Raw genomic sequence first — 18610 nt, 5'->3', positions numbered from 1 at the left:
TAAAAAAGATCAGAGCCACGCTCTGATCTTTTTCATTCCCCTAAAATCTTCATCATTTCTCCCCTCGAAACTCCGAGGCTATTTCCTGCTTTGATCAGGGACTCCCTTGAAGCTTTTCTTTCCCTATCCGCCACATATCCAAAATACTCGACTTGTGTTTCAAGAAAGGGAACGTCAGGATGGGTTACCTGATGATGCACAGTGTCCATTTCGAATTTGATTGAATGATAGGAATCCTTTATGGAGCTCAGCGCTTGTTGCACTTGATCTTTCACATCAGATGGGAGATTTTCAGGTGGATCAAGTTCCCACATAGCTGAAATGCCTTCGCTTGCCGCAGCACCTGCACCGGATGCGGCATCGTCTGCATCATCAGTCCCCTGCACCGTCTGATACTCTTCAACCGCTTTGACAACCTCACGATCCAGAGATGCATAGGATCGTGCGAATTCCAGAAAGGCATCCTTCTTCTCTCCGTTTTGATGGATGGTCATCAGCGTTAACGGGAGGATGGTGAGAAGCAATAGACTCACTACAAAAAGAAGCCTGAATCGTTGGCCATTCATCTGATCACCCTTTCGCGATCATCCTCATCACCCACAATCCTTTTATCCTGAACGGGTCATGAATGATGGATCGTACCTCGCTTGATAGAGAGATACTCACATCTTATCATCATATGAAACTAAAGATCAAAACGATGCTTTATTATTACAGCTGTCTCTGTTGCACTCAACGCAGCGTTATCAATGCGTACATAATTGTCACCGCTCAGTTCTCCTTCAATGGAGTTCAATCGGTAGGTAGTCATGGAATCCAACAGGTCAGTTTCTGACCAATCAACATTCCTCTTCGATGGTTTGTGAATGAGCCTGTTTTCACTTTTATTCCGTTTCAATCGTTCTTGGACCCCTGCTTCCAGCTCCACATAGAATACGGAGCCTCCCCGAGATTGGAACATTGTGGAGATGCTCTCTATGTAGTCCCAATCTTCCTTCATATCAAATGCCCATACGAATGTAAAAATCAATCCATCCAAATCACTTTTGGAGATGGCGTCAAAAAGCTCATGCCGGAATAATTTGACAAGCCGCTTTCCTTCCGAACTTCCATAATCAAAGAAATTTCCTATAAGATCAATGGTCATATGATTATGGAACAACTTCAAATCAGTGATCTTTGCTAGTTCCTGCCCGACTGTCATCTTACCGACTGCCTGGGGGCCAATAATGATTACAAGTTTCATTCTTTTCCTCTCCCATTATTTTTTCATCTTTCATACAAGTACCTGGACACCCATACATCCTCATCCTTTAAAGGGTTTGCTTCTGCACAGTTCCCACGATGGCTGATGTCAATTCTTCAATCGTTTTACCCTCTGTCTCCAAATATGTACCGAATTCACCCGTTTCATAGGCAAGAAGGCAGGCATCCGTTTGCATGAAACACCAGTTTCCCTCTTCCTCACCCCTACTCCGCAGACGTTCATGGATGGTCTCTTTAGACGCCATGAGACAGAAATGCATGACTTCCTGTCCCTTTTGCTTGAAGCCTTCGGTTATGGCCGTCAGATATTCCTGCTTGCGGATGGTCATGGGTACGATCAGGTCGGTCCCATACCTCTCGAACAGGCGGCCTCCTACTTCAACAGTCAGTTCTCTCCACAAGTCCAGATCCTGAAAATCCCCCTCAGGAGCTTCGATCCTTTTCCTTTCCTCCGGGATCACATTCCTGAGCATATACCCCACTTCCTCCGGATCAAAGATCATACTGCCGGGGAGCTCTTTGCAAAGGGCGTTGGCGAGCGTGGTTTTCCCTGCACCGAAGGCTCCGTTGATCATGATGATCATACAAACCCCTCCTTTCCATCAAATTTGGCAATCACTTCTTTTACGGTCGTCTCTTCGCCCAATGAACCGATTCCCTGGCCAGCCCACAGGGACATGCGGGCAGGAGCAGCTGCCTGAGCTGCTTCTTGTCTCATGGGTTTAGTCAAGACGTGTTGATGAGGATAAGGAAGAACCGATCGCTCATACCCTTCGTTCTCCATCATCCATTTATTTACGATCCCTCTTGCCTTCTTTCCAGTGAACAAAGAAGTCACTCTTGTTTCTGCACTATTGGCCTCTATGATCCGTTGCTTATGCACAGGGTGGGCTCCGCTCTCCTTACAGAGAAGGAAAGGAGTCCCGACCTGAACGCCTTCGGCGCCCAATGCCAAAGCGGCATTCAATCCCCTGGTATCGGTGATGCCCCCTGCAGCAATGACAGGGATGTCGATAGCATCTACCGTCTGTGGGATCAATGCAATCAGCCCGATGGAGGAGTCTCCATTCTCCTCAAGGAAGCCTCCCCGATGGCCACCGGCTTCGCTCCCCTGCATGCACACCATGTCCATGCCCCTTTCTTCCATCAGCACAGCTTCATTCACGGTGGAAGCTGTCCCCATCAGGATGCATCCTTCATTCTTCAATTGTTGTACAACCTTGACAGGAGGCAGTTGGAACGTGAATGAACACATCTTTACTTTATACTGAAGAATCAGATCGATCTTCTTGTAAAAATCCGCCCACTGTTCCTCAATGGTCATGAAATTCCCCCTTTTTTGTGATGCAGGGACTCTTGCCACCCAGGGATTCACTTCTGAATCTTCGGGGATTTTCCCATTGCCGGGTACGAATACATTTACTTGATAGGGACGATCCGAATGGTCAGAAACGATCCGGATCTGTTCTTCAAGTGTCTGGGGGGCCAAATATCCTGAAGCCAAACTTCCGAGGATGCCCCCGTCCATGGCCGCTTTCACCATTTCCGTCGTGGTGATCCCTCCAGCCATCGGGGCCTGGATGATGGGTTTTTCCAACGATAATCGTTTCAGAAACCGATTCATGTTTCACCATTCCTTCCTATAACCTTCCTTGTATCACTTCGACCCGGATTCGACTGCTTCCTCTATTTTTCAACAAAAAATAACCCGCATCCACGATGCGGGTCATAATCAGCCAACTTGCTTTAACGAATCGTTTTGTTTCAAAGGGGCATGCCTCAACGAGAAAATGGCGCTGAAGATGGCGAACACCACTAAAATGGATCCGAAGCTTGCGAGGCGCGATACATCATGGGATAAGCTGACGACAGTACCTCCTAGAGCCGATCCTACGGATATACCAACCTGCAGGGCAGACGTATTGATGCTTTGCTGAATATCTGACGTTTCAGGCGCGGTTTGGATCAGATAATTTTGAAGTGCCGGAGTAAGGGCCCAGCTGAGGCCACCCCATAGGATTGTCATGACGACGAAGAGCGGCATGAACCCTGTAGTGAACGGAATCGCAAAGAGCACGAGGGCAAACAGGACCGTTACAAGGACGATGGACTTTGACCCGATGCGGTCGCTCAGCCAGCCCCCCACCCAGTTCCCGCATACGGATGCAAGTCCGATCAGCAGATAAAATATCGAGATTGCCTTTGGTGAACTATCAAATGTCTCGATCAGATAGGGTGTAAAATAGGCATAAAACATATAATGCCCAGCCAGCATGAATAAGCTGATAAGATGTCCCGAGAATACCTTAGGATGCAGGATCGCTTTGAATTGTTCTTTCAAAGGCGTCACCTTTTCGACCGGCATCTTCTCCAGAAGAAACGCGTTTAGTACGATAGAGATGGCTGATAGCATTGCGATGCCGAGGAATGTCGATCGCCAACCCAATGTCTCCGTCATGAAAATCCCGATCGGCACACCGAGGACCAGGGAAGAGCTGATTCCGACAAAAACAAGGCCCAATGCCTTTGCTCGGTGACTAGGTTTCACGAGTTTTGCCGCAATGGTCAAGGACAGGACCACCACGAGAGCCGTACTCATGGCTGTAATGATCCGGGCGATGATGACCAAAGTAAAATCTGTGCTGAAAAACGTAATGATATTTCCCACGGTAAAGACTGAAAGTGCCATAAGGTATAGCTTCTTTCTCTCCACCTTGGCCGTCAAGGACAGCAATAACGGGGCTGAAATGGCGTAGGCCAGTGCAAATACCGTAATGAGCTGACCTGCTTTTCCTAAAGATATATCGAGTCCCTCCGCTATATTCGGAAGAATTCCCCCAACAATCAATTCGACCAATCCGACTGCAAATGTGGATGCAGCCAATACATAAACTCTCCAGTTCATATTCCTTCACCTTTCTGTACGCCTTCCATTTTGCACAGAAAATGACAGCACAAAAAATCCTGATTACAAAATGAAAGGCAAAGAATTTTGTAATCAGGATTTATCGGTTCCTGGTAGAGACCCTCAAACCATATTATTGAGGTTATACAACGTATTTATTTTCCTAGGATATAGTAGCATACTCCCTTCACTCTTTCAACCCATGGTACAAAAGCACGAAAGCTTACGATCGGGGATTCACGATTCCACATCAGGGTATACTAAGAGAAACTCATCGAATGGAGGAAGAAGATCATGAAATTAAAAACTGCTGTCATACCAGCATTCGCTGCCTCACTTCTACTGTTTGGTTGCAGTAATGATGAAGTCAAGGATCCGCCGAAAGATGCGCCCAAGGAAAATGAGAGCGCCAATAAAGATACCTCAAATGATTCTATGACTGATACGTCACAGGATAACAAATTCGCCTTCACAAGCTTCGATCTTGATGTGGACTATGCCGATCATCAGGATTATGAAGTGGATTACGATAACGATGAAGATGGAATGGAAGCGAGCTTCCAGGACGACATGAATGACGAAAAGCTTTCAGGCGATAAAGCCATGGATAAGATTACGCCTATGCTTGAGAAGCTTGACTTTGACAAAGATACTTCTGATGAAGACGTCATGAAGCAAGTGAAGGATACCTTCTCTCTGAAGGATGATTACGAAAAGTTCGAACTTGAAGTGACATTCCCTGACGGCACTGAAAAAGAATACAAAGACATGAAGCAATAATCGGAAAGCGGGAAACCTCTCACAGGGACCCGCTTTTCAGATTGATTACGCTTGATTTCGTATAATTGCTAGCGTTAAGGTGCATGATACTCCTAAAAAGGAGTAATCAGGATGACCTTGCATACAGTCAATGAAGCACGGCACCACCTTATGCAGACCGAAATGGCCTACTGGAGGGAAGACAACCTGTTCAGCGGACACTGGTGGTTTATTGTCATCATAAACCTCTTGTTCTTTCTGGTGTTCATCGTGTTAATCGACCGATCCCGTTTTATCATGAGTGCGTTTTGCCTGCTATTTTCTTTCTTCCTGGTTGCCCTTGTGAACGAAATTGGCAACTACTTCGGCTATTGGAGCTATCCCTATCAGTTCATCGGATTCCTTGAAAGTTTCAATGCCGTAGATTTTATAACGATTCCAGTGGTATATGCTTTGATCTATCAGTACTTTACCAAGTGGAAAGCTTATCTGATCACTTTATTACTGGTCAGTGCGTTGATCGGACTCATAGGCATGCCGATTTTCGTCCATTTTCAGTTTTATGAGCTCCATCACTGGAATCCTTTCTCATCCTTCGTTCTATTGTTCATTGTCGGACTGGTGATTAAATGGGTGTGTGATTTCATTGCCGCGCGTGACACCATCGTTCGTTAAAAACAGCTCCTGTGCCAAGGCACAGGAGCTGTTTTCATTCTTCAATCATGCCATTGTCCACGAGCCATTCATACGCAACGACTGATACACTGTTCCCTTCAATGTCCACTTTATAATTGAGCTCACGCATGATCTCACTATCTAGCTTTTCAGCAAGTCGTCCGGTTATCTCTTCGACCTCGGGGTACTTTTTCAATACTTCTTTATTCACACTTACCGCTGCACGGTAAGGAGGGAAGAATTGTTTATCATCTTCAAGTGTCACGAGACCATATGCACGGATCGTCGCATCCGTTTCAAATGCAACGGAAACGTCGACCTGGCCTTTATCAAGTGCCCTTTGGGTCAGTCCGATATCCATCTGTTTGATGTTTTGTGCGCCGAAATCAAATCCATATTTTTCTTCCACACCAGGAAGACCATCCTTCCGATTGGCGAATTCTGCATCCGATGCAATCGTGAGCTCATCCGGGTGAGCGCTGATATAATCTCCAAGATCACTGATCGAATGGATGTCGAGTTCATCCGCCTTTTCTTTTGTCATGGCCAGCGCATACGTATTATTGACTTTTGACATATTCATCCAATGGATGTTATTTTTTGCATCAAGATCTTTGACTTTCTCAAAGGTTTTGTCGGGATCTGCTATAGGATTTTGCCCCATATAGGTGATCAAGGCGGTACCGGTGTATTCCCACATGAGGTCAACCTGATTATTTTCCAACGCTTTCCTTACAACTGTACTACCAAGATTATTCATCTGTTTTACCTTAAAGCCTTCATCTTCTAATAGAAATGCCGTCATTTCCGAAAGGATATATTGTTCAGTGAAGTTTTTCCCTCCGACAGAAATTCTCTTTTCCCCGACACCGATAGAAGAACAAGACGAGAGGATCAAGGTAAGTGACATCATGACTACCATGCCTAACCATTTTTTCTTCACCATCATCTTCCCTCCGATCATTACGATTCTACTGTTGCCTTTATCCCTTTTGATATCATTTTGCTTTCAAGGACCCTCAACCCAAAGTCGACTCCGACAGCCAGTAGCGTAACCGGTATGGCACCAGAGATAAGGTAGCCATTATCAAAGAGCTGTATGCCTGTGAAAATCCAGACACCCAGTCCGCCTCCCCCGACTACATAAGCAAGGGCTGCCGTTCCGATGTTCAGAACAATGGCCGTCCGGACTCCTGCAAGGATCGAATAGGCAGCATTGGGCAATTCGATTTTAAGTAAAATTTGTACGCGGGTCATTCCCATACCTTTGGCAGCATCTAGAAGATTTTCATCGATTGAATCGATTCCTGCGACCGTATTCCGGTATATCGGTAACAAAGAATAAATGAAAAGAGCAAATACGGCTGTTTTGAAACCGATCCCCAATATGCTGATCATTAATGCCAGGACGGCTAGGCTAGGTATCGTCTGACCGAAATTGACCGTATTGGACACGACCCATTCCGCCCTCCTAAATGACTTCCTCGTAATGAGGATCCCCATCGGGACAGCGATGACGATTGCCAAAAGAGAAGAAACAAGCACGAGTGAGATATGCTGTCTAACAAGAAGTAAAAACGTACTGCTGTTTGTAAAGATGTAATCATAATAATGATTTCTGATGGACCAGAAAAGAAACAGGGCCACCAGAGCATACAGGATGCAGCGTACGATGAGGCTCGTCAGTTTTTTTCTTTTCATCGTATCACCTTTCCTCCATAGGAATCGATTTACCTTTTATCTCATAATGCAAATATTGTTGGACCCGATCAATTGTAATTGCCCCTAAGCGATTTCCATTATCATCAAGGACAATCACTTGATCCGCTTCCTGATTCAAGAGCATGGACAGGGTATTGCGGAGATCGTTCCCGACGTGAATCGTTTTCGTATCCTGAATGCTATCATCTATATCCACGAGTCCGATGATTTTTTTCAAGTCTTTGATCGTGTGGAGACTGAGACTTTTGATGGCCCTGTCTTTCCCAAAGAATTCATACACAAATTCATTTTTGGGGCGTACGAGCATTTCTGAAGGAGAATCATATTGCATGATTTCCCCGCCTTTTAATAGAACGATTCGATCAGCCATTTTAATAGCTTCATCAATATCATGACTGACAAAGAGAATCGTCTTCTTTACCTTCCGCTGAATTTGTAGGAATTCATCCTGAATCTTCTCACGTATGATCGGATCAAGTGCCCCGAAAGGTTCATCCATGAGCATGACGGGTGGATCTGCAGCGAGTGCCCGAATAACACCGATTCTTTGTTGCTGTCCTCCCGAGAGTTCATGAGGATACCGCTTCCTGTATTTGTCGGGGTCCAGTCCGATCATATCCATGAGCTCATTGAACCGCTCACGTTTTTGTGCTTTACTCCAGCCCAGCATATCAGGAACGATCATGACGTTCTCTTCGATTGTAAGATTAGGGAAAAGTCCATTGCTTTGAATCACGTACCCGATTTTCCTTCTTAGTTCAATAGGATTCAGTTCACTGGAATCTTGACCGTTGATGTAGATCTTTCCTTCTGAAATCGACTCAAGGCGATTGACCATTCGGAGGAGCGTGGTCTTTCCGCATCCGGATGGGCCCAGCAACACAACGATATGGCCTTCATCTACATTGAAATCGACCTTATTGATAGCTGTCACACTACCTTCATACGTTTTCGTAATTTGGTCAAATTTGATCATTCGGTCCACTTTCCCTTCAATTAGATATGCTTTTAGGTGTAAATCGTTTTTGGATGTACATCAGGATCCCATCGGCAATCATGGCAAGGATGGCAACAGCAATCGATCCACTGATGATCAGGTAGTTGTCACCGCGGGAGATCCCCTGAGTAATAAGCACCCCTAATCCACCTGCACCAATATAAGCCGCTATCACTCCGATTCCGATATTCATGACAACTGCCGTCCTGATTCCAGCCATGATAAGAGGGAAAGCATTGGGGATTTCCACTTTGAATAGTCGTTGATGCGTTTTCATGCCCAGCCCTTTGGCGGCGTCACGCATCTGGGGACTTACATTTTTAATCGCCGTATATGTATTACGGATGATGGGCAATTGGGAATATAATACGAGGGCAACAAATGCGGGGACAAATCCGATCCCCTGATTAATAATCGAAAAAATGGGAATCATGACTCCAAATAATGCAATACTCGGGATGGTCAGCATGACCGATGCGACCTGAAGAATCGTTTCTGCTAAATAATCATTGGTCGTCAAATAGATGCCTAAAGGGATGCCGATAAGTAGAGCAACGAGGATCGCCAATCCAACAAGAAGCGCATGTTCGATTGTCAAATCTACGATTCGTGCACCGTTGACATCAAGAAACGTTATCCATCTTTCCATATCTCATCCTCCTTTATTATTTTGAAAGCAACCGAAAATCAACGCTGTATTTGTCGAATTTCGGAACTCCACTTAAATACCGTAACATTAATTGGATAGATGTGTCTAATTATTCGGAAATAAGCACACAGTTTATGTTAGAATTTATTACATGTTTTATAAAAGCCCATTAGACCGGATTCGATCTAAATATGGATTTTCACGAGTTGTACCAAGAACCGAAGAATTGCTGAACCAAAAAAAAGAACCCCATCATGAGAGGGTTCTCAGGCTTTGTCTATAAATCGTTTTGATCTACATTCAATTCAATCAGATTACCATCGGGATCTTGACAAAAGATCTGGGCAAATCCGCTTTTTGATTGAGGTTTTTCCAGGATTTCAACTCCGTGTTCCTTGAGCCATGTCGAGGTTCTGTCGTAATCGTCCACCCTCAGGGCAAAATGGCCTTCCCTACTCGATAGCACTTTCTCTTCCCTTATCGTTTGAGAGGTCGGATGGACAATCAAATGGAGCTGCTGGTTCCCTATGGCGTACCAAGCACCTGGAAAGCCAAACTCCGGACGTTCGGTCTCTTCCAGGCACAGGACATCCTTGTAGAACTTCTTGGACCTTTCGAGATCGGTCACGGCCAAACTGACATGGTGAAGACTCTGGTAGGTGATCATATTTATTCACTTCTTTCAATACATGATACATTTCATTGTATCATGTATTGAAAGGATGATGGAATTCGATATTGGTTAACATAATATTATTATAGTTTTAATTAGTGTGTATCTCATTTGACAGGGTCTCTTTCAACAAGAATTTTTGGATCTTCCCACTGGCGTTCCGTGGAAGTGACGGGGTGAAGCGATAGTTCCGTGGGCGTTTATAGCCAGCAAGAACCTTCCCATTCTTCAAATAGTCATCCAATTCTTGAGCCGTCAACGTGTTCGACTTAGGGACAATGACAGCCGTGACCACTTCCCCCCATTTTTCATCCGGTGTTCCAAGGACCGCGACATCCCCTACTCCCTCATGGGCATGCAAGGCATCCTCGACTTCCCTTGGATAGATATTTTCCCCTCCGGAAATGATCATATCGTCGATTCGGTCGGCGATATAAAGGTATCCTTCACCGTCAACATACCCAAGGTCTCCGGTGTGATACCATCCTTTATATAAAGCGTGTTCTGTTGCTTCCGATCGACCATGGTACCCGATCATCGTGCACGACCCCTTCACGATGATTTCACCAATTTCACCCACCGCACAGACATCCTCCGGTTCTGCCGGGCCCGTCGTCTCTGGTTTAACGACCCGTATCTCATGATGATAAGCCGCTTTTCCTGCCGCTCCTGCCTTGATAAGCTGTTCATGGGGGAGAAGGAACGCAATGGCCGGGCCCATCTCCGTTTGTCCGTAGGCCTGTATCAGCTCGATCTTTAGTTCATCGTGAAGTTTCCTTACAAGACTAGGTGCCATGGGGGCCGCTCCATAGAGCCCATTACGGAGACTCGAGGTGTTATAGTGGGAGGTCCCCTCTTCGAGCATCATACTCCACATGGTCGGAGCTGCAAAAAGAGTCGTAATTCCCTCCCGTTCAATTGTTTCTAGAACGCCCTTTGGATTGAATTGGTGAAGGATGACGTTCTTTGCGCCTGCGAGTACCCTCGGTACGAAGGCACAGTGGAGTTCAGCACAATGAAACATCGGAGCCGTGACCAATCCCGCATCAGCCGACCGGTATCCCATGACACCCGTCAGGATCAATGCCTGTTCCATCACATCACGGTGGCGATGAAGAACTCCCTTCGGCCTTCCCGTAGTCCCACTCGTATACATCATCGCATACGGATCATTTTCATCCACTTCCACCTTTTCAAATTGAGTCGAAAAGGCCATGTCGCTCACACGCTTTGAAAAAGCAGGCGGATTCCCCCCTTCATACCAGAAGACGGTTTGACCGAAATCCGGTGCTATCCCTTCCACGACGTTTTGAAGTGCTTCTTCAAATAGGAACACCTTTGGTTCGGCGTCATGCATGATGAAGGCCAGTTCATCTGAATTCAGTCGAAAGTTGATCGGGTTGATGATGGCCCCGATCTTCCCGCAGGCAAAATAAACGGTCGCGAGCAGCTCGGTATTATACAGAAAGGTCGAAACCCTGTCCCCCTTCCTCACTCCTTCTGCCTGAAGTGCATTGCACATCTGGTGGACTCTTTCCTGCCATTGTCCGTATGTCATCCGCCGTCCACTTTTCACCTCTACGATCGCTTCCTGGTTCCTGTAATTCTCCACACTTTGATCAAACATCGTTCCGGTCGTTGCGTACATCGTCTTCCCCCTCGATCGCCCTCTTTCCAGGGCTTGAATGATGCGATGCGCAGATGGATATCTATCCTATAGATTCTACGCTTGTAAGCGTTATCCTTTTTACTGAACAAGTTTATGTCGTGTGAATGCATACAAAAACACCCCTACTTATGTAGAGGTGCTGGTAATGGATAAAGGATCACGACGCCTTTTGCTCCTGCAACACAACCCTCTTCTCACGCTGAAGGGAGAAGACATTGAAGAACAGATTCAAGAAGATGGCCATGAGGCTTCCTGCCACGATTCCATTATCGGTGAGGATGCGGACCGCTTCGGGCATCTTTGAGAAAAGTTCCGGCACAGCGGTGACCCCGAGACCCATCCCGACGGAGCATGCAATGATGAGGAGATTCTCTTGTGATGAAAAGTCCACCCTGCTGAGCATCTTGATGCCGTATGCGACGACCATGCCGAACATGGCCACCATGGCACCGCCGAGCACGGCAGATGGGATGACGGTCGTGAGGGCTCCGATCTTCGGTACAAGGCCCAGGATGATCAGGAAGGTTGCCGCGGCATAGATCACATTTGATTTTTTTACGCCTGAAAGCTGGATAAGCCCGACGTTTTGGGAGTACGCGGTATATGGGAAGACGTTGAAGATCCCACCGAGGAAGATGGCAAGCCCTTCTGCCCGGTACCCTTTGGATAGATCTTCCTCACTAAGCTTCCGGTCCGTGATATCCCCGAGGGCGAAATAGACACCCGTCGATTCTACCAGGCTGACCATGGCCACAAGGATCATGGTCAGGATGGCGGCGATGTCAAAGGTCGGCATGCCGAAGTAGAACGGCTGTGCCATATGGAACCATGATGCTTCCCCTACTTCTGAAAAATTGACTTTTCCCATGAACATGGCAGCGATGGTTCCTGCCACGAGCCCCAGCAGGATGGATACAGATCGAATGAAGCCGGTGAACATCTTGTAAAGGACAAGGATGAAGATCAGTGTCCCGAATGCCAAGAGAAGATTATCCATGGAACCATAATCCGCGCTCCCCTCTCCACCAGCCATATTATTCATGGCAACGGGAATCAGGGTGATTCCGATGATGGTGACGACAGAACCTGTCACGACCGGTGGGAAGAACCGTACAAGCTTTCCGAAAAACGTGCTGATGATGATGACGAACAAACCTGAAGCAAGGATGGATCCGTAAATGCTTGTGATTCCGTATTTCGCTCCGATGGAGATCATGGGACCGACGGCTGTGAAGGTACATCCAAGGACGACCGGAAGTCCGATGCCGAAGAATTTATTCTTCCATACCTGAAGCAGGGTGGCAATCCCGCACATGAAGATGTCAATCGACACGAGATAAGTGAGTTGCTCGCCCGTCAAACCGAGGGCACCCCCAACAATTAGAGGGACAATAACGGCTCCCGCGTACATGGCGAGTACGTGCTGAATCCCTAGGGAAGCGGTCTTGAGAGATGATTGATTCATGACACTTCAGCTCCTTTTTTGAAGGTGACTTGCCCGTCGTTGAGTGACTCGATTTCAGCCAGCGACTCGACCCGGTAACCTGTTTCCCTTACGAGTTTCCCGCCTTCTTGGAAGGATTTTTCAATGACGATTCCGATTCCTGCCACGTGTGCACCGGCCTGTTTCACGAGCTCGATCAGTCCAAGGGCAGCCTGTCCGTTCGCCAGAAAATCATCAATCAGCAAGACCCTGTCCCCTTCTTTGAGGTATTGGGTGGATACGGAAATGGTATTGGTCTCCTGCTTCGTGAAGGAATAGACCTCGGCTGTGAGGAGACCTTCCGATAGAGTAAGAGACTTCTTTTTGCGGGCAAAGATCAACGGCGTCCCGAGTTCCATGGCAGCCATCACACCCGGTGCAATCCCTGATGATTCGATCGTGAGGACCTTGGTGATACCCTCTTGTCTGAAGCGAGCTGCGAATTCCTCCCCTATTGCCTTCATCAGCTGCGGATCCACTTGATGATTCAAGAACGAATCCACCTTCAATACTGTATCTGATAATACTTTGCCTTCTTGTTCAATCTTCTTGTGAAGTAGTTTCAATGTGACTTCGCTCCCTTTTTGAAAATGAAATAACCCGAAAGCATCTCTCAGAGTGAGACAATGCCTTCGGGTTATGAAAGGAAAGCGCAAAAATACGCCGCATTGCTCACCCATAGTCGATTCATTTACGGTGAATCGGTAGAAACTTGCAGGCCCTATCCCTGCCGTTATATGAGTGTGCTTTTTATGTAGTTGATAGTACGGATTATATCGGTAAAAAAACGATTTGTAAAGGTGTATTTCCTAACATTCGGGAGTATTTCCAAGTTATTGTTCGCAAACACTGTGGTTTGGCTCTATGAATAGATGCAGGATATCGAATCATCTATCTTACATAAATCAGAATCCATTCATGATTTCATCGTATTTCACTTTTCTGAACTTGTTCGCTAGTGAATAAAAAATCCCTTATGTACCCGATTGAACGATCGTCACTCATATGGGCATAGTGCCCACCAACGAGTGCTTTGAATGAAGGATGCTGGTTCTGATATTTTGAAACCTGGCGTAATATCCTTCGTTGGATCCTTGATTCTTTCCCTTCACGGTTTCCGTATAACACGAGGGTCGGTGTGGACAATCCCTTCATTGCTTTTGGCATATGATATCGATAAAGGGCCAGGAGAAGACCGATTCCCGACGGGGAAGCTTCCTGCATGGAAAGGATCGCTTTTCGAATGAACGCATCATCGTTGAGTTCGAGGCTTGAGATCAGTGATACCATTTCTTCTTCGGTTTTCACATTGGAATCTGTTTTTTTCTCTCCATCCTGTCCAAGAAACCTTGGTCCGAATAAGCGATGAAGCCCACTGATGATAGGGAGGAAATATCCCGTTGTGCCGAACATACTGACTGGAAACCGTTCAATCCGCGCAAATCCGATGTCAAGGAGCACCAGTTTATCAACCCGGTCCGGATGAAAGGATGCTGTTGATAAGCCAATGGCGCCTCCCAATGAGTGACCGATGATGGCGGCGCTTTTCCAGCCCTGTTCATCCATGTATCCCTTCACCCAGCCGGCTGCATCTTTCATGGAAATCCTTCCTGAAAGACCTTCCCCCCTCCCGATACCTGGCAGGTCGATCATATGGACCGTGTAGGAATTGGATAGCGCTTCTGCAATGGACTGGCCGACATTCCCTCCCCATCCCGTCCCGGGCAGGAATATGAGGGGGGATGGTCCGCTTCCGACTACTTCAACAAAGTACTTCATATCCACTACCCCTCTTTCATTCGTCTCTTACCAATCTAACACATCCCAAAATATTCCACCACAAGAAAATGACCGGCCTCCCCGGAGACCGGCTTTCCTGTTTTTCATTGGCGCATGAGTCCCTGTATGAAAAAGCGAATCCGCTCCCTCCTCTCTTGCATTGGCAGGGTATTCTTGATTCGCTCCCGCTCTTTTTTGATGACAGGCAACTTTTCCGCAATCGATTTGCACCGGTCCATGAGGATCCCGGACAATTCTTTCGCCAGCCCGGGGCTTGAGCCAGAGGTGGAAACGGAAATGGTGAGCTCCCCATCCCGTTTGAAGGACATCATCTGCATGTTCCCCTTATTACCGTCACTTGCCACACAGACCCATGTGCCTGTATCCGCCATGCCGCATAGCGCTTCATTCGTGGAGGGATCATTCGTGGCAGCGATGAGAAAATGGGCTCCCTCCAAATCTTCTTTCTTAATGACGGCTTTTTTCCAAAAGAGTGCGCCTTTTTCATGAAGTCGCTGGATTTCTTCAGATGCCTCCGGGCTGATGACGGTGATCTCCGCTCCCTCCTTCATGAAAATGGATAACTTGCGCAGGGCAACCTTCCCTCCGCCGGCGACGATCACCTTCTTCCCGGTAACATCAAGCATCAGCGGCAACAAATTGCTCACCCCTCCTATAGAGCGGACTGGAAAGGGCTTCGTGCGTACGCTCCACGAATGCTTCCCTCACCAGATGGTTGTATCCGAGATACTTCCCAAGTTGAAGATGGGGATTTCCGATCCTGTTGATTTTCATTTGGATCTCTTTCATCAATAGGCCCGTGAACAGGAGGTACGGAATGAAAAGGACCGGCTCCCTTGTGTCTGACCTATCTTCCAGTGCCCTTGTGAAGGATGGTTCACACGCTGTCAGAAAACACGTCTGGACTGTTTTCATTCCGGAACGCTGACGTACCTTCTCTGCAATGGTGCCGAGATCACGTTTGACTGCCGGATCGGAACTTCCCCTTCCGATTAGCACAACGTGATCAACCATTGAACTCAAATGGAGGATCACACTTTCAATCATCTTGTCATGCACCCCGATCGGACGCCCGTAGCTTACGGATATCTCGGGGTACGCTTCCATGCAGTTATCAATCTCACCCGGGATATCTTTTTTTGCATGAACGGCCGTCAGTAAAAGGAGTGGTACGACGGCGATGTGTGTGGCGCCTCTCTCCACACAGGCAGCGAACCCTTCCTGGATGGATGGTTCTGCAAGTTCAAGGAAACTGATTTCTTGGATCTCTGCGTCTACATGGACTTTGCACGAGGTGATGAAGTCGACGGCTTCATCCCTCGCTTCCTTCACACGGCTTCCGTGACAGACATATAAAACGGCTTTCTGCATTTTATAATGCCTCACTGATGGCCGGTTCCGGCATATTCTCGAACCATTTGATCTTTTCACGGAAACGGACGACTTCCCCGACGATGATCATACTCGGATTCTGCACGCCTTCTTTCTTCACCACATCGACAATATCAGCGAGCGTTCCGGTGACCGTCTTCTGTACATCCGTCGTGCCCCAATGAACAAGGGCAACCGGGGTTTCGGGAGATTTACCGTAGCGGATCAGGCGGTCCCGGATAAAGGGGAGGTTGCCGACCCCCATGTAGATTGCAAGGGTGTCGACACCCTTGGCAAGGCCTTCCCATTTCTCTTCATCTTCTTCCCCGTGTGCGTGACCGGTGACGAATGCGACGCTTGCGCTCACATTACGGTGGGTGACAGGGATACCCGCATAAGCAGAAGCGGCAATGCCCGAAGTGATGCCGGGCACCACTTCGAACGGGATGGATTTAGCAGCTAGTGCCTCTGCTTCCTCTCCACCTCTTCCGAACACAAACGGGTCTCCGCCCTTCAGTCTGACTACTACCTTGGATCCCGATGCATATTTAATGAGAAAACGGTTGATCGTTTCCTGCTTCATCGTGTGATAATGAGGCAATTTCCCGCAGTAAATCAGATCGGCCCCTTCTTTCGCATGGGTTAGGAGCTCTTTGTTCACCAGTCGATCATAAAGAATCACATCGGCCTGCTGGATGGCTTTCAGCCCTTTGATGGTCAGAAGGTCCGGATCCCCTGGCCCGGCCCCAACTAAATATACTTTCCCCATTGGATCTCCTCCTTCAGTGTTTACTTTATGATGGTTTCCTTCTCATGGAGGACGAATGCCGCTCCTCCGCCTCGCAATCTCCTTTTCTCATAAAGCGAAATATCCACGATTTCCGGTTTCTTAAGAAAATATTTCTCCAACTCGATCTCTACAAGATCAAACGCTTTTTCATCAGAGTCTGCTGCGACAACGACAGGGGTAACAAATGTCGGAGTCGTTACTTCAAATCGGTAAAGATTCATTCATTTCATCCCCTTTAAGCTTCTTGAAGCAACCCGTCAAGTGACTGCTGAAGATCGGCTGTACCTACCCGATTTACGTAATCGAAGAAGGCTTCCCCCGGTTCCTTCGTATTCTTGAAGTGGATCAGGAGACCCTTCACCACATCTGATAGCTGTTCGGCTTCGACTTTCCCCTTCAGCTTTTCATTCAATGTCCCTCCATCTTGGAGTGTCCCGCCTACATAAATTTCAAATGCCTCGATCATCTTTTTATCCTTTGTCCTCATCTTGATCCCCTGAAGACCGATATCGGCAATTTGTCTCTGCCCGCATGAATTGGGACATCCGACCATGTGCATGCGCACCGGCACATCAAGGCTCAGTTCACGATCCAGTTCATTGGCGATCCTTCTCATTCTCTCTTTCGTCTCGACGAGGGCAAGATTGCAATATTCGATTCCAGTGCAGGACACGGAATAGCCTATGAAGGATAACGGGCTTGTGGAAATCCTGTCGAATATTTTCTCTGCCAACAGTGCGTCCACATGCTCATCCGGGATGTTCGGAATGATGAGATTCTGTGAGTTGCAGTTTCGCATTTCACCGTTCCCGTACTTTTTCGATATCCTTGCAAGCTCCAGCACTTCGTCGGAACTGAGTCTGCCCACCGGCACATTCAACCCCACATAGTTCAGCCCCTCTTGCTTTTGAGGCTTTACTCCGTAAAAGTAGCCTGCGTTCCATCCCGTAACGGCATCCTCTCCGCCATCAGGTAGCTCGACATACTCCAGTAGTTTTTCTTTGAACTTTTCAGGTCCCCAGTCGGCAACAAGGAACTTCAAACGGGCGAGATGCCTCTTCTCCCTGTATCCAAAATCCCTGAAGATCGTGGTTACAGCAATCGTTACGTCCTTTACCTGATGAGGTTCGATGAATACATCCAGCGTCTCGGCAAGGAATGGTCTGGCAGACAGTCCGCCCCCAACCTTCAGGTGGAATCCTGCCACCTTCTTTCCATCAATGACCTTGGTGGCCGGAACGAAAGATGCACAGTTGATTTCAGCATTGGATGCGTTGTTGATGTTCGAAGAGATGGACAGCTTATATTTTCTTGGAAGATTTGAGAAATCCTCATTGAGCTGGAAGAAGTCATACACTTCCTTCACGATTTCCCTCGTATCGAACAGTTCATCCGGATCGATACCCGTCAATGGATTACCGACGATATTCCTTGTGATGTCACCACAAGCACCTGCGGAGGAAAGGCCGACTTTTTCAAGACGCTCGAAGATGTCGGGAATCTGTTCGATTTTCAGCCAGTGGAACTGGATTGCCTGTCGCGTCGTGATGTCATACACATCACGACCATACTCTTTACAGATGGCCGCGAGTTCGACGGCTTGATCATACGTGAGGATGCCGGAGGGGACATTGACCCTCATCATGAAATAGCCATCTTCCTTTGGACGTTGCAAATACAGGCCTGCCCATTTGAACTTATCCCACTCTTCCTTCGGGATCGAAGAAAATCCGTTTTTAGCGTACTCAGGAATATCCTCCAGTATGGTCAACCCATCGCGCTCAAGCTTCCATTGTTCGGTTTTGTTCAATTTCTCATTTTGTTCCCAGTGCTTCTGATAAGCCATGCTCT

21 protein-coding genes and 2 riboswitches are annotated in these 18610 nt (G+C 47.3%); of the genes, 2 read left to right on the top strand and 19 right to left on the bottom strand.

What is annotated here, in order from left to right:
• Positions 1–32: 32 nt before the first annotated feature.
• From AF331_RS04745 to AF331_RS04725, 5 genes are all read right to left on the bottom strand, one after another.
• Positions 33–566: a hypothetical protein gene (locus AF331_RS04745; protein ID WP_053426994.1), complete on the bottom strand. Its 534-nt coding sequence runs from the start codon at positions 564–566 to the stop codon at positions 33–35.
• A gap of 119 nt (positions 567–685) precedes the next feature.
• Positions 686–1246 carry an AAA family ATPase gene (locus tag AF331_RS04740; RefSeq protein WP_053426993.1) on the bottom strand — a complete coding sequence of 187 codons (561 nt, stop codon included), beginning with the start codon at positions 1244–1246 and terminating at the stop codon, positions 686–688.
• Positions 1247–1313: 67 nt separating this feature from the next.
• Positions 1314–1850 carry an AAA family ATPase gene (locus AF331_RS04735; RefSeq protein WP_053426992.1) on the bottom strand — a complete coding sequence of 179 codons (537 nt, stop codon included), beginning with the start codon at positions 1848–1850 and terminating at the stop codon, positions 1314–1316.
• On the bottom strand, positions 1847–2890 hold the full coding sequence (locus AF331_RS04730) for a nitronate monooxygenase (protein ID WP_053426991.1): 1044 nt from the start codon (positions 2888–2890) through the stop codon (positions 1847–1849). Before AF331_RS04730 ends, AF331_RS04735 begins: the two co-directional genes overlap by 4 nt.
• Positions 2891–2998: 108 nt before the next feature.
• Positions 2999–4171, bottom strand: a complete 1173-nt coding sequence (locus AF331_RS04725) for an MFS transporter (protein WP_053426990.1) — start codon at positions 4169–4171, stop codon at positions 2999–3001.
• A gap of 70 nt (positions 4172–4241) precedes the next feature.
• A riboswitch (purine riboswitch) is annotated at positions 4242–4341 on the bottom strand.
• Positions 4342–4465: 124 nt separating this feature from the next.
• Here AF331_RS04725 and AF331_RS04720 point away from each other — a divergent pair.
• Positions 4466–4951 carry a YusW family protein gene (locus tag AF331_RS04720; RefSeq protein ID WP_053426989.1) on the top strand — a complete coding sequence of 162 codons (486 nt, stop codon included), beginning with the start codon at positions 4466–4468 and terminating at the stop codon, positions 4949–4951.
• Between the two features lie 111 nt (positions 4952–5062).
• Positions 5063–5605, top strand: coding sequence for a CBO0543 family protein (locus tag AF331_RS04715; protein ID WP_053426988.1), 543 nt, complete (start codon positions 5063–5065; stop codon positions 5603–5605).
• A gap of 34 nt (positions 5606–5639) precedes the next feature.
• Here the strand turns inward: AF331_RS04715 and AF331_RS04710 are convergent, their stop codons facing one another.
• The 14 genes from AF331_RS04710 to AF331_RS04645 form a co-directional block, all read right to left on the bottom strand.
• Positions 5640–6527: an ABC transporter substrate-binding protein gene (locus tag AF331_RS04710; RefSeq protein WP_235576313.1), complete on the bottom strand. Its 888-nt coding sequence runs from the start codon at positions 6525–6527 to the stop codon at positions 5640–5642.
• Positions 6528–6568: 41 nt separating this feature from the next.
• On the bottom strand, positions 6569–7306 hold the full coding sequence (locus AF331_RS04705) for an ABC transporter permease (RefSeq protein ID WP_053426987.1): 738 nt from the start codon (positions 7304–7306) through the stop codon (positions 6569–6571).
• A 4-nt stretch (positions 7307–7310) separates the two neighbouring features.
• Entirely contained in the window at positions 7311–8303 is a 993-nt protein-coding gene (locus AF331_RS04700; RefSeq protein WP_053426986.1) for an ABC transporter ATP-binding protein, read from the bottom strand.
• A 16-nt stretch (positions 8304–8319) separates the two neighbouring features.
• Positions 8320–8973, bottom strand: coding sequence for an ABC transporter permease (locus AF331_RS04695; RefSeq protein ID WP_053426985.1), 654 nt, complete (start codon positions 8971–8973; stop codon positions 8320–8322).
• A 277-nt stretch (positions 8974–9250) separates the two neighbouring features.
• Entirely contained in the window at positions 9251–9640 is a 390-nt protein-coding gene (locus AF331_RS04690; protein WP_053426984.1) for a VOC family protein, read from the bottom strand.
• A 97-nt stretch (positions 9641–9737) separates the two neighbouring features.
• On the bottom strand, positions 9738–11294 hold the full coding sequence (locus AF331_RS04685; RefSeq protein ID WP_053426983.1) for a long-chain-fatty-acid--CoA ligase: 1557 nt from the start codon (positions 11292–11294) through the stop codon (positions 9738–9740).
• A gap of 178 nt (positions 11295–11472) precedes the next feature.
• Positions 11473–12780 carry a nucleobase:cation symporter-2 family protein gene (locus tag AF331_RS04680; protein ID WP_053426982.1) on the bottom strand — a complete coding sequence of 436 codons (1308 nt, stop codon included), beginning with the start codon at positions 12778–12780 and terminating at the stop codon, positions 11473–11475.
• Positions 12777–13364, bottom strand: a complete 588-nt coding sequence (locus tag AF331_RS04675) for a xanthine phosphoribosyltransferase (protein WP_053426981.1) — start codon at positions 13362–13364, stop codon at positions 12777–12779. The genes AF331_RS04680 and AF331_RS04675 overlap by 4 nt, the downstream gene beginning before the upstream one ends.
• 93 nt (positions 13365–13457) lie before the next feature.
• Positions 13458–13559, bottom strand: a riboswitch (purine riboswitch).
• A 163-nt stretch (positions 13560–13722) separates the two neighbouring features.
• Positions 13723–14577: an alpha/beta fold hydrolase gene (locus AF331_RS04670; RefSeq protein ID WP_053426980.1), complete on the bottom strand. Its 855-nt coding sequence runs from the start codon at positions 14575–14577 to the stop codon at positions 13723–13725.
• A gap of 104 nt (positions 14578–14681) precedes the next feature.
• The gene (locus AF331_RS04665) at positions 14682–15236 is read right to left on the bottom strand and encodes a precorrin-2 dehydrogenase/sirohydrochlorin ferrochelatase family protein (RefSeq protein WP_152915537.1); all 555 of its coding nucleotides are present in this window, start codon (positions 15234–15236) and stop codon (positions 14682–14684) included.
• Positions 15217–15984, bottom strand: a complete 768-nt coding sequence (locus AF331_RS04660) for a sirohydrochlorin chelatase (RefSeq protein WP_235576312.1) — start codon at positions 15982–15984, stop codon at positions 15217–15219. The genes AF331_RS04665 and AF331_RS04660 overlap by 20 nt, the downstream gene beginning before the upstream one ends.
• Complete coding sequence (gene cobA, locus AF331_RS04655; protein WP_053426977.1) at positions 15971–16738, bottom strand: uroporphyrinogen-III C-methyltransferase; 768 nt, start codon at positions 16736–16738, stop codon at positions 15971–15973. Before cobA ends, AF331_RS04660 begins: the two co-directional genes overlap by 14 nt.
• 20 nt (positions 16739–16758) lie before the next feature.
• On the bottom strand, positions 16759–16980 hold the full coding sequence (locus AF331_RS04650) for a DUF3906 family protein (protein ID WP_053426976.1): 222 nt from the start codon (positions 16978–16980) through the stop codon (positions 16759–16761).
• Between the two features lie 14 nt (positions 16981–16994).
• Positions 16995–18605, bottom strand: coding sequence for a nitrite/sulfite reductase (locus tag AF331_RS04645; RefSeq protein ID WP_053426975.1), 1611 nt, complete (start codon positions 18603–18605; stop codon positions 16995–16997).
• Between the last annotated feature and the right edge of the window lie 5 nt (positions 18606–18610).

This window comes from Rossellomorea marisflavi (assembly GCF_001274775.1).
GTDB classification, from domain to species: Bacteria; Bacillota; Bacilli; order Bacillales; family Bacillaceae_B; genus Rossellomorea; species Rossellomorea marisflavi.
Note: the sequence above shows the minus strand (reverse complement) of the source record. Positions and strands in the feature narration are given on the sequence as shown.